This window comes from Duganella sp. AC237, assembly GCF_979254035.1.
The window spans coordinates 6143615-6155946 of record NZ_CEEDEW010000003.1; the positions used below are offsets into that span (position 1 = coordinate 6143615).

The window sequence follows — 12332 nt, forward strand, 5'->3', positions numbered from 1 at the left end:
TAACCCCCACACCCCGCCGCCGTATCGCATGCCGTCGGGGTATGGGGTCGTACCCCGTACGGGGTACGACCCCGGGTGGCAGTGCGGGTTTCAAAACGCAAAAAAGCCCACCAGGATCACCTGGTGGGCTTCTTCTTATAACTAGCCTGACGATAACCTACTTTCACACTGGTTGCAGCACTATCATCGGCGCAGAGTTGTTTCACGGTCCTGTTCGGGATGGGAAGGGGTGGGACCAACTTGCTATGGTCATCAGGCATTGACTTGTACGAGCCGCGTTCTTGTGAACGTTGCTCAGAATCTGGAGAAGTAAGTAAATGGGGTAATGAAGTTGTGTATCAACGAACGTTTCAACGCACTTCTCATTCACCATAACCTGCTAAGGTTATAGGGACAAGCCGTACGGGCAATTAGTATCAGTTAGCTTAATGCATTACTGCACTTCCACACCTGACCTATCAACGTCCTGGTCTCGAACGACCCTTCAAAGAGCTCAAGGCTCTGGGAAATCTCATCTTAAGGCAAGTTTCCCGCTTAGATGCTTTCAGCGGTTATCTCTTCCAGACTTAGCTACCCGGCAATGCCACTGGCGTGACAACCGGTACACCAGAGGTCTGTCCACTCCGGTCCTCTCGTACTAGGAGCAGCCCCCTTCAAATTTCCAACGCCCACGGCAGATAGGGACCAAACTGTCTCACGACGTTTTAAACCCAGCTCACGTACCACTTTAAATGGCGAACAGCCATACCCTTGGGACCGGCTACAGCCCCAGGATGTGATGAGCCGACATCGAGGTGCCAAACTCCCCCGTCGATATGAACTCTTGGGAGGAATCAGCCTGTTATCCCCAGAGTACCTTTTATCCGTTGAGCGATGGCCCTTCCATACAGAACCACCGGATCACTATGTCCTACTTTCGTACCTGCTCGACTTGTCAGTCTCGCAGTTAAGCACGCTTATGCCATTGCACTATTAGCACGATGTCCGACCGTACCTAGCGTACCTTCGAACTCCTCCGTTACACTTTAGGAGGAGACCGCCCCAGTCAAACTGCCTACCATGCACTGTCCCCGACCCGGATAACGGGCCAAGGTTAGAACCTCAAATGAACCAGGGTGGTATTTCAAGGTTGGCTCCACGAGAACTGGCGTCCCCGCTTCAAAGCCTCCCACCTATCCTACACAGATTGATTCAAAGTCCAATGCAAAGCTACAGTAAAGGTTCATGGGGTCTTTCCGTCTAGCCGCGGGTAGATTGCATCATCACAAACACTTCAACTTCGCTGAGTCTCGGGAGGAGACAGTGTGGCCATCGTTACGCCATTCGTGCAGGTCGGAACTTACCCGACAAGGAATTTCGCTACCTTAGGACCGTTATAGTTACGGCCGCCGTTTACTGGGACTTCAATCAAGAGCTTGCACCCCATCATTTAATCTTCCAGCACCGGGCAGGCGTCACACCCTATACGTCCACTTTCGTGTTTGCAGAGTGCTGTGTTTTTATTAAACAGTCGCAGCCACCAGTTTATTGCAACCCGTTCGCCCTACTGAAGTAAATCAGCCAAGCTACAAGGGCGTACCTTTTCCCGAAGTTACGGTACCAATTTGCCGAGTTCCTTCTCCCGAGTTCTCTCAAGCGCCTTAGAATACTCATCTCGCCCACCTGTGTCGGTTTGCGGTACGGTCTCGTATGACTGAAGCTTAGAGGCTTTTCTTGGAACCACTTCCGATTGCTTCGAGACCGAAGTCTCTCGTCCCACTCCCTTGAATTACGCGCCCGGATTTGCCTAAGCGCCTTCTATGAAGCAGCAACCAACTATTCCAACAGTTGGACAACCTTCCGCGATCCGTCCCCCCATCGCATCATACGACGGTGCAGGAATATTAACCTGCTTCCCATCAGCTACGCATCTCTGCCTCGCCTTAGGGGCCGACTCACCCTGCTCCGATGAACGTTGAACAGGAAACCTTGGGCTTACGGCGTGGGGGCTTTTCACCCCCATTATCGCTACTCATGTCAGCATTCGCACTTCTGATACCTCCAGCATCCTTTACAAGACACCTTCGCAGGCTTACAGAACGCTCTCCTACCATATGCTTACGCATATCCGCAGCTTCGGTGACTGGCTTAGCCCCGTTACATCTTCCGCGCAGGACGACTCGATCAGTGAGCTATTACGCTTTCTTTAAATGATGGCTGCTTCTAAGCCAACATCCTGACTGTTTTAGCCTTCCCACTTCGTTTTCCACTTAGCCAATCTTTGGGACCTTAGCTGGCGGTCTGGGTTGTTTCCCTCTTGACGCCGGACGTTAGCACCCGACGTCTGTCTCCCAAGCTCGCACTCATCGGTATTCGGAGTTTGCAATGGTTTGGTAAGTCGCGATGACCCCCTAGCCATAACAGTGCTCTACCCCCGATGGTGATACTTGAGGCACTACCTAAATAGTTTTCGGAGAGAACCAGCTATTTCCAAGTTTGTTTAGCCTTTCACCCCTACCCACAGCTCATCCCCTAATTTTTCAACATTAGTGGGTTCGGACCTCCAGTGCGTGTTACCGCACCTTCATCCTGGCCATGAGTAGATCACTTGGTTTCGGGTCTACACCCAGCGACTATCGCCCTGTTCGGACTCGATTTCTCTACGGCTTCCCGAGACGGTTAACCTTGCCACTGAATGTAAGTCGCTGACCCATTATACAAAAGGTACGCAGTCACGGAACAAGTCCGCTCCTACTGTTTGTATGCACACGGTTTCAGGATCTATTTCACTCCCCTCCCGGGGTTCTTTTCGCCTTTCCCTCACGGTACTGGTTCACTATCGGTCGATTACGAGTATTTAGCCTTGGAGGATGGTCCCCCCATATTCAGACAGGATTTCTCGTGTCCCGCCCTACTTGTCGCACGCTTAGTTCCACACATCGCATTTCACATACGGGGCTATCACCCGCTATGGCTCCTATTTCCAGAGGATTCTGTTATGCGTCGTGCTAAAACGTGCAGGCTCTTCCCATTTCGCTCGCCACTACTTTGGGAATCTCGGTTGATTTATTTTCCTGCAGCTACTTAGATGTTTCAGTTCGCCGCGTTCGCTTTGCATACCTATGTATTCAGTATGCAATGACCTAAAAGGCCGGGTTTCCCCATTCGGAAATCTGCGGATCAAAGCTTGTTTGCTAGCTCCCCGCAGCTTATCGCAAGCTACTACGTCCTTCATCGCCTGTAATCGCCAAGGCATCCACCATGTGCACTTATTCACTTGTCCCTATAACGTTAGCCCCTGCGACTAAACAAGGAGCGTTTATAGGAATAAGAAGTACTACGTTGTTGCGTTTGTTGATACATACAATCATTACCCATCGTCTTACGTTTTACCGTAAAACGATCAATAAAAATTTACTTACTTCTTCCAGATTGTTAAAGAACGTACAGCACTTGATCTCTAAAAGATCAAACATAAACATGCGCGATGCGCGTTGCTTGCATTTGAACTTTTTGGTGGAGGATGACGGGATCGAACCGACGACCCCCTGCTTGCAAAGCAGGTGCTCTCCCAGCTGAGCTAATCCCCCTGAGATTTACTACTAGGGTAAAACTGGTAGGGCTGGTTGGACTCGAACCAACGACCCCCGCGTTATCAACACGGTGCTCTAACCAGCTGAGCTACAGCCCCAAATGCTGTTCTTTATATTGACAGTCGATAAGTGTGAACGCTTGATGAGTGAACCGTTTAACGGGTTCGTGCGACTCTAGAAAGGAGGTGATCCAGCCGCACCTTCCGATACGGCTACCTTGTTACGACTTCACCCCAGTCACGAATCCTACCGTGGTAAGCGCCCTCCTTGCGGTTAAGCTACCTACTTCTGGTAAAACCCGCTCCCATGGTGTGACGGGCGGTGTGTACAAGACCCGGGAACGTATTCACCGCGACATGCTGATCCGCGATTACTAGCGATTCCAACTTCATGCAGTCGAGTTGCAGACTACAATCCGGACTACGATACACTTTCTGCGATTAGCTCCCCCTCGCGGGTTGGCGGCGCTCTGTATGTACCATTGTATGACGTGTGAAGCCCTACCCATAAGGGCCATGAGGACTTGACGTCATCCCCACCTTCCTCCGGTTTGTCACCGGCAGTCTCATTAGAGTGCCCTTTCGTAGCAACTAATGACAAGGGTTGCGCTCGTTGCGGGACTTAACCCAACATCTCACGACACGAGCTGACGACAGCCATGCAGCACCTGTGTGATGGTTCTCTTTCGAGCACTCCCAAATCTCTCCGGGATTCCATCCATGTCAAGGGTAGGTAAGGTTTTTCGCGTTGCATCGAATTAATCCACATCATCCACCGCTTGTGCGGGTCCCCGTCAATTCCTTTGAGTTTTAATCTTGCGACCGTACTCCCCAGGCGGTCTACTTCACGCGTTAGCTGCGTTACCAAGTCAATTAAGACCCGACAACTAGTAGACATCGTTTAGGGCGTGGACTACCAGGGTATCTAATCCTGTTTGCTCCCCACGCTTTCGTGCATGAGCGTCAGTTTTGACCCAGGGGGCTGCCTTCGCCATCGGTGTTCCTCCACATATCTACGCATTTCACTGCTACACGTGGAATTCTACCCCCCTCTGCCAAACTCTAGCCTTGCAGTCTCCATTGCCATTCCCAGGTTGAGCCCGGGGATTTCACAACAGACTTACAAAACCGCCTGCGCACGCTTTACGCCCAGTAATTCCGATTAACGCTTGCACCCTACGTATTACCGCGGCTGCTGGCACGTAGTTAGCCGGTGCTTATTCTTCAGGTACCGTCATTAGACCCCTGTATTAGAAAGGTCCGTTTCTTCCCTGACAAAAGAGCTTTACAACCCGAAGGCCTTCTTCACTCACGCGGCATTGCTGGATCAGGCTTGCGCCCATTGTCCAAAATTCCCCACTGCTGCCTCCCGTAGGAGTCTGGACCGTGTCTCAGTTCCAGTGTGGCTGGTCGTCCTCTCAGACCAGCTACTGATCGATGCCTTGGTAGGCTTTTACCCTACCAACTAGCTAATCAGATATCGGCCGCTCCAGGAGCATGAGGTCTTGCGATCCCCCACTTTCATCCTTAGATCGTATGCGGTATTAGCGTAACTTTCGCTACGTTATCCCCCACTCCAGGGTACGTTCCGATATATTACTCACCCGTTCGCCACTCGCCGCCAGGTTGCCCCGCGCTGCCGTTCGACTTGCATGTGTAAGGCATGCCGCCAGCGTTCAATCTGAGCCAGGATCAAACTCTTCAGTTTAATCTCTGTTACTTTTGCCGTTTACCGGCACTCTTATTACTAAGAGGTCGCTCACTCAAAATACTGACAGGCCACTACTTTCGTAGCGCCTATTTCATTACTTCTTGTGAACATTTGATATTTTAAGTATCGCGGAACCGAAGCTCCGCGTGCACTTTCATCAAACGTCCACACTTATCGACTGTTAATTTTTAAAGAACTTGTTTGGTACTGCTTGGTACTGCTTGCTGAAGAAGCGTTGTGTTCATCAGCGAAGAGGCAAGATTATGAGGCGTTTCGAATATTTCGTCAAGCACTTCTTTTTCTTCTCTTCTTCGCATCACTTGGCACTCAGTTGCTAATGAGATGCGTCGTTCTGCGAGGGGGCGAACTATAGCAAGGGCCGCCGCTGCTGACAAGGGTAAAATAACAAATTCATCGATTGCCAGGCAGGCCATGTTCATTCTTCCAACTATCTCCCCTACTCATAACGATGCGCTAGGCGCCTTGCTCGACAAGGCCATCAACAACAAGACCAAACCGCTCGGCAGTCTGGGAGTGCTGGAATCGCTGGCAAGGCAAATTGGCCTGATACAGAACAGCCGCGAAGTCGCGCTGGCGCAGCCGGCCATCCTGGTCTTCGCGGCTGATCACGGCGTCGTCGCCGAAGGCATCTCCGCCTATCCGCAGGACGTTACCTGGCAAATGGTGGAGAACTTCCTGGCGCGCGGCGCGGCCATCAACGTCTTCGCGGCGCAAAACAACTGCGAATTGCGCGTCATCGACGCCGGCGTCAATCACGACTTCGGCCCGCGCGACGGCCTGACCGACCGCAAGCTGGCCCACGGCACCCACAACTTCGCGCAGGAACCGGCGATGACCCACGCCACCTGCGAGGCGGCGCTGGCCGCCGGCATGGTGCTGGCCGCCGAGTTGGACGGCAATGTCGTCGGCTTCGGCGAAATGGGCATCGGCAACACCACCGCCGCCGCAGCGCTGATGCATAAGCTGACGGACATCCCGGTCGCCAATTGCGTGGGCGCCGGCACCGGCCTCTCCGCCGACGGCATCCTGCACAAGCAGCACGTGATTGAAGCGGCGGTCGCCAAGCACGAAAACATCAAAGAACCGCTCGACGTGCTGGCCACCTTCGGCGGATTGGAAATCGCCATGATGGCGGGCGCCATGCTGAAGGCGGCCGAACTGCGCAAGGTGCTGCTGATCGACGGCTTCATCGTCACCAGCGCGCTGCTGGTCGCCGCCCGCCTGCAGCCGGCCATTCTCGATTACTGCGTCTTCGCGCACTGCTCCGACGAAAACGGCCACCAACAAATGCTCGCCGCGCTGGACGCCAAACCACTGCTCAATCTCGGCTTGCGGCTGGGCGAAGGCACCGGCTGCGCGCTGGCGCTGCCGCTGCTGCACGCGGCGGTCAACTTCCTGAACCAGATGGCCACCTTCGAATCGGCCCAGGTCAGCGAGAAGTCTGAGTAAGGGCAGCGCCAGTGCACCAGCTCCGACTGTTCTTCACCGCGCTGCAGTTCTTCACGCGCCTGCCGATCCCGCGCTGGGTGGGCTTCGATCCCGCCTGGCTCAATCAGGCGTCGCGCTATTTTCCGCTGGTCGGCGTGGTCGTCGCGCTGATCGCCGGAGCGGTCTACGCGGTCGCCTTCAAGTTCTTCCCTCCAGTGATCGCCGTCATCCTGTCGGCCGCCGCCGGCATTTACGCCACCGGCGCCTTCCATGAAGACGGCTTTGCCGATATGTGCGACGGTTTCGGCGGCGGCATGACGCCGGAACGCGTGCTGGAAATCATGAAGGATTCGCGCATCGGCGCCTACGGCGCGATCGGGATCTTCTGCCTGCTGCTGCTGAAGTGCGCGATCTTGACCCGAATACCACCGTTCGGGGTATTGGCGGCCCTGCTGGTGGCGCACCCGATGTCGCGACTGATGGCGGTCTCGCTGATCTGGCGGCTGGACTACGCGCGCGCCGAGGGCAAGGCCAAGCCGCTGGCCCAAAAAATGCGCACCATGGAATTCGCCATCGCGGCCATCACGGCTTTGCTGCCTGCGCTGATACTTATATATCTGGGCTGGCTGTCGTGGACAATGCTGATCAGCGGCTGCGCCTTCGCATTGGTGGCGACCTTCTGGCTGGCGCGGAAGTTCGTTCGCCGCATCGGCGGATACACGGGGGACTGCCTCGGCGCGGTACAGCAAGTGACCGAGGTGGTCTTCTATCTGTGCGTGCTCGCCGGGCTGCATACCAGCGCGCCATTTGAGGTTTTCTGAGCCGTGCGGCTGATACTCATTCGTCATCCCCAACCGCTGCTCGCGGCGGGCGTCTGCTATGGCAGCACCGATCTGGACGTCGCGCCGGCGGAACTGGCGCGCACCCTCGCCGAGCTGGCGCCGCGACTGCCGGCCGGTTTGCCGCTATATTCCAGTCCATTGCGCCGCTGCGCCGGACTGGCCGCCGGCCTGTCGGCCACGCCGATTTTCGACGCCCGCCTGGTAGAAATGCACTTCGGCGGCTGGGAGATGCGCGCCTGGGACGACATTCCGCGCGCCGACGTCGACGCCTGGGCTGCGGATCTGGTCAACTACCAACCGGGCGGCGGCGAGAGCGTATTGCACATGGCCGCGCGCATCGCAGCTTTCCACGCCGACCTCCAGCGCCAGCTGGGCGACAACGGCGAGGCCATCGTCATCTGCCACGCGGGCGCCATGCGTTTGCTGTCCGCCTGCCACGCCGGCCTGCCGCCGCCGGAGATGGCCCTGCAAGCCGCCCGGACGCCGCACCATATCGCCTACGGCGCCCAACTTGTCCTGGCGTGACGCCCGTCGCCGTCACCTTCAAGTCGCAGCCATCCGCAGTTTGAGAAAGGCGTTGACGGTCAGCCTTCCGACCGTCGGATCGTCGACCATCAACTCCGGTCGCGTGATAAACCCGGAGTGGAACAGCCCACCATTGTAGAAAATCGCCCGATTGAACTTGGGCTCGACCGTCAGCACTTTCTCGAAATGGTCGTCGGAGGCGATGGCGTAGGTCGGCGCGGAGACGCCGGCCGGCGCCTCCCCCGCCTGGTCCATGCGCTTCAAGTCAAGCAACCAGGCGTCGATTTCCTCGATCGGAAGCTTGGGCTTGAAAAAGCTGGTGCCGCCGAGCCGCTCGTCCTTGAACAGATACAGCACCATCGCGCCGACGCCTTCCATAGGCCCCAGGCCGTAGGAGTCGCGGTGCGGAATGCGCTGGCCCGGCAACAGCTGCTCCGGACGACGCGTCACCAGCGACAGGCGGCTGTGTATGCTGAGCACACGGCGCGCCTTGAGCGGCGTGCGCGCATGCAGCAAGAACGCTTCCTGCATGCTGGCGACGATGCGACCCGTTAGCGGCAGCTCCGGTCCCGGATAATAGTTACCGGCCGAGTCGACGAAATGCCGGTGCTCCAGCGCGGCGTACTCCACCATGATCTCCGGTTCCGCCAAAAAATTATCGACGACGACGCACTGGTGGCCGTCGAAAATCGGCACCACGCTCACCAACGGGCGGGGATTGACCATCGGCCGCACCGCGCGCGCGGGCGTAGACGGAGGCTGGGAAGAACGTAGGTCGAACATGCGCGCTCCTGCGACAATGAAAAGGGCTTGGTTTGTTTGGCGGCAGCCATCATATCGAAAAAAGCCTGTCGTCTCCCACCAACTGTGAACTATTTTTCACTAGGGGAGCCCCCCGCAAAGCCGTATAATGACCGGCTTTGGTGCCCGCGCGTCCGTCCGGATGCGCAGTTAAACGGGAAACACGAAGCCGCCCGGCGGCCCACGTGTGCTGCCCCCGCAACGGTAAGCAAGTGTCGCGCGGCGCGCGACAAACCAGCTCTGACAACCACTGTGCTCCGCATGGGAAGGTGAGATGGTCTAACTTGCCAGCCCGGATACCGGCCAAAGCAGGTGGAAGTGGGCGAACCGAATGCGCGCGCGCATCTCTCGGCTCTCCGCTTCTGTTCAATCTGGCCCACGGGGAAGTAGGCCGGTTGCTCCTAACAGAAAAATAAATCATGTCCTTTCCGCTCTCCCGCCTGGCCCCCCGCCCGGCGGCACTGACCTCGCTGGCACTGGCAATGGCCGCCGCCTTCTCGCACAACGTCGCCCATGCCGACGAGGCGCCCGCCGACACCGTCGTGGTGACCGCCACCCGCACGCCGCAACCGCTGGCCGACATCATCAGCGACACCGTCACCATCAAGGCCGAACAAATCGCCGAAGCCGGCGCCGGCTCGGTGGTCGACCTGCTCAAACGCCAGCGCGGCATCGAAGTGACGCGCAACGGCGGCGCGGGCAGCTCGTCCAACGTCTACATCCGTGGCGCCAACAGCAATCAAAGCATCGTGCTGGTCGACGGCGTGCGTATCGGCTCGTCCACCACCGGCGCCGCCAACTGGAGCGCCATTCCGCTGACCGCGATCGACCATATCGAGATCGTCTACGGCGCACTGAGCTCCCTGTACGGCGCCGACGCGATCGGCGGCGTGATCCAGATCTTCACCAAAAAAGGCAAGGGCGCGCCAGCGGTGACGGCCTTCGCCGGCTATGGCAGCGACAACACGCGCGAAGCCGATGTGACGGTATCGGGCGCCACCGGCGGTGAACACAGCTTCGGCTACGCGGTCAGCGCCGGCAAGGAAAAGTCCGACGGCTTCTCGACCTCCCGTCCCGGCCTGACCTCGTACAATCCGGACGACGACGGCTACGACAAGGAAAACGTCTCCGGTCAATTCAGCCTGCAACTGGCCAAGGGCTACGAGGCCGGTGCGCTTTTCCTGCATAGCAAACTCGATTCGCAGTACGACGCCCTGCGTGCCGGCACCTACGACGTGCGCAGCAAGAACGTCATCGACACCGCCAGCGTCTACGCCAAGGCGCAACTGCTGCCGGTCTGGGACAGCCTGCTGCAATACTCGGAGACCAAGGACAAAGGCGAAAACTACACCAACGCCACCGCCGCCGGCTATGCGCGCATCAAGACCAAGCAAAGCTTCATCACCTGGCAAAACGATGTGCGTGTCGGCGCCGACCTGCTGCAACTGCTGTACGAGCACCGCGAAGAGAAGGTACAGAGTAACGGCTCCAACGGTGTGCTGAACCGCCAGCGCGACACCAATTCGTTCGCCGCCTCGTACAACGCCCGTCGCGGCGCCAATCTTCTGAGCGCGAGCGTCCGCCGCGACAACACGGTCTACGGCTCGCAGAATACCGGCTCGCTGGGCTACGGCTACAACATCACACAGGCATTGCGCGCCACCGCCAGCTACGGCAGCAGCTTCCGCGCGCCGACCTACAATGAGTTGTACTTCCCGGAGTACGGCAATCCCGCCAACAAACCGGAAGAAGGCCGTAACGCCGAAATCGGCCTGCGTTACGACGATGGCGTCAACACGCTGAGCGCCGGCTACTACCGCAACCGCCTGACGGACATGCTCGTCAACATCAACCCATGCCCGTTCGGCCGCGCCGGCTATCCAAGCGGCTGCGCTTACAACGTCAATCGCGCCACGCTGGAGGGCATCACGCTGTCGGCCGCCACCAGGCTGGCCGGGATCAACCTCGCCGCCAACCTCGATCTGCAGGACCCGAAGGATGAGACGACCGGCAAGCGCCTGCAGCGCCGCTCGAAAAAACACGGCAACCTGACCGCCGACTATGCCATCGGCGCGCTGAAGGCCGGCGTGGAGCTGGAAGTATCGGGAGACCGCTATGACGACGCGGCCAACAGCAACCGCCTGGGCGGCTACGGGCTGGTGAACCTGTACGCGACCTACGCCTTCTCGCGCGACTGGTCGGCGCTGGTCCGCTGGAACAACATCGGCGACAAGCAGTACGACCTGGCGCGGTACTACAACACGCCGGGTTCGAAGGTGTTTGCGGGTATCCGCTACGGCTATAAATAGACACGAAAACACGTGGGACGGATTACGGCGTTATCGCTAAGTCTTGCTTAAGCTTGTAATACTGTAATCTGCCAGTGCTTCCCACTCTCTGAAAGTAGTGCATGCATTCTTTCTCACGCAATCTGCAGCAGCGCGCCGCCGTCACCTTGACCGGCCTGGCCCTGTTCGCGTTTGCCAGCCTGGTTTTCTCGGGCATGACCGGTTCGGTCGCGATTCCCCTTTCCGATATTCCCGCAGCGGTCAACGATCTGCTGCACGGCCAGACCACCACCTTGTCGGCCACCCTGCTCGACCTGCGCCTGGGCCGCGCCATCACCGCCTTCGTCACCGGCGCGGCGCTGTCGCTGGCCGGCGTCATGATGCAGGCGCTGTTGCGCAACCCGCTGGCCGACCCTTATGTCCTCGGCATATCCTCCGGCGCCTCGGTTGGCGCGCTGGCCGCGCTGATGTTCATGTGCGCCGCGTGGATGGTCGACGCGGCGGCCTTCGCCGGCGCGGTGGTGGTGTCGATGATGCTCTACATGCTGGCCCGGCGCGACCTGCGCGGCGGCGCGGCGGCCGAAGGCGGCACCGCCCTGCTGCTGCTGACCGGCGTGATCCTGTCGTCGGCCTGCATGGCGCTGGTCACCTTGATGCTGTCGATCGCGCCGGAGAGCCGCCTGCGCACGATGGTGTTCTGGATGATCGGCGACCTGTCCGGCGCGCCGCTGCGCTGGATGCCGTGGGTGGTGCTGGCCGGGGCGCTGATCTTCGCGCTGCGTAACGCGCGCGCCATGAACGTGATGGCGCTGCACGCGGAAGCCGCCGCCACCCTGGGCATCCGGGTCGGCGCATTGCGCAAGGGCCTCTTCTTCACCTCCGGCCTGCTGACCGCCAGCGCCGTGACCAGCGCCGGCAGCATCGGCTTCGTCGGCCTGATCGTGCCGCACGCCTGCCGCTTCGCCGTCGGTCCCGACCACCGCCTGCTGATCCCGGCGGCGGCGCTGGCCGGCGGCAGCTACCTGCTGCTGGCCGACACGCTGGCGCGCACCATCATCGCGCCGCAACAGCTGCCGGTGGGCGTGGTCACGGCCTTGATCGGCGCGCCGGTGTTCCTGTATCAGCTGCATCGGCTGCGTCAATAA

General features: G+C 58.5%; 7 protein-coding genes, 2 tRNA genes, 3 rRNA genes and 1 riboswitch. Of the genes, 5 read left to right on the forward strand and 7 right to left on the reverse strand.

What is annotated here, in order from left to right; all coding sequences use genetic code 11:
* Positions 1-144: 144 nt before the first annotated feature.
* The 6 genes from rrf to AC0IYS_RS27240 all read right to left on the reverse strand — a co-directional run bounded on the left by rrf (position 145) and on the right by AC0IYS_RS27240 (position 5716).
* Positions 145-257 (reverse strand): 5S ribosomal RNA (rrf, locus tag AC0IYS_RS27215).
* Between the two features lie 132 nt (positions 258-389).
* A 23S ribosomal RNA gene (locus AC0IYS_RS27220) occupies positions 390-3262 on the reverse strand.
* 231 nt (positions 3263-3493) lie between these two features.
* Positions 3494-3569: transfer RNA gene (locus AC0IYS_RS27225), tRNA-Ala, on the reverse strand.
* A gap of 24 nt (positions 3570-3593) precedes the next feature.
* Positions 3594-3670, reverse strand: a tRNA-Ile gene (locus tag AC0IYS_RS27230).
* Positions 3671-3750: 80 nt separating this feature from the next.
* Positions 3751-5279 (reverse strand): 16S ribosomal RNA (locus tag AC0IYS_RS27235).
* Together the 16S, 23S and 5S rRNA genes with 2 tRNA genes alongside form the textbook arrangement of a ribosomal RNA operon.
* 191 nt (positions 5280-5470) lie before the next feature.
* Entirely contained in the window at positions 5471-5716 is a 246-nt protein-coding gene (locus AC0IYS_RS27240) for a hypothetical protein (RefSeq protein ID WP_471708098.1), read from the reverse strand.
* Between AC0IYS_RS27240 and cobT the strand changes: the two genes are divergently transcribed.
* Genes cobT through AC0IYS_RS27255 form a run of 3 tightly spaced genes read left to right on the forward strand, consistent with a single transcriptional unit; the run spans position 5715 to position 8098 of the window.
* Complete coding sequence (gene cobT, locus AC0IYS_RS27245) at positions 5715-6752, forward strand: nicotinate-nucleotide--dimethylbenzimidazole phosphoribosyltransferase (RefSeq protein WP_471708099.1); 1038 nt, start codon at positions 5715-5717, stop codon at positions 6750-6752. The genes AC0IYS_RS27240 and cobT overlap by 2 nt on opposite strands.
* 11 nt (positions 6753-6763) lie before the next feature.
* Positions 6764-7552 (forward strand): adenosylcobinamide-GDP ribazoletransferase, encoded by a 789-nt coding sequence (locus AC0IYS_RS27250; protein WP_471708100.1) that lies wholly within the window; start codon positions 6764-6766, stop codon positions 7550-7552.
* Positions 7553-7555: 3 nt separating this feature from the next.
* Positions 7556-8098: a histidine phosphatase family protein gene (locus AC0IYS_RS27255; RefSeq protein ID WP_471708102.1), complete on the forward strand. Its 543-nt coding sequence runs from the start codon at positions 7556-7558 to the stop codon at positions 8096-8098.
* Between the two features lie 18 nt (positions 8099-8116).
* Here the strand turns inward: AC0IYS_RS27255 and AC0IYS_RS27260 are convergent, their stop codons facing one another.
* The gene (locus AC0IYS_RS27260) at positions 8117-8881 is read right to left on the reverse strand and encodes a DUF6445 family protein (RefSeq protein ID WP_471708103.1); all 765 of its coding nucleotides are present in this window, start codon (positions 8879-8881) and stop codon (positions 8117-8119) included.
* A 121-nt stretch (positions 8882-9002) separates the two neighbouring features.
* Positions 9003-9221: riboswitch (cobalamin riboswitch) on the forward strand.
* Positions 9222-9318: 97 nt separating this feature from the next.
* Between AC0IYS_RS27260 and AC0IYS_RS27265 the strand changes: the two genes are divergently transcribed.
* Both AC0IYS_RS27265 and AC0IYS_RS27270 read left to right on the forward strand, forming a co-directional pair.
* On the forward strand, positions 9319-11208 hold the full coding sequence (locus AC0IYS_RS27265) for a TonB-dependent receptor domain-containing protein (RefSeq protein ID WP_471708104.1): 1890 nt from the start codon (positions 9319-9321) through the stop codon (positions 11206-11208).
* Between the two features lie 101 nt (positions 11209-11309).
* The gene (locus tag AC0IYS_RS27270; RefSeq protein WP_471708105.1) at positions 11310-12332 is read left to right on the forward strand and encodes a FecCD family ABC transporter permease; all 1023 of its coding nucleotides are present in this window, start codon (positions 11310-11312) and stop codon (positions 12330-12332) included.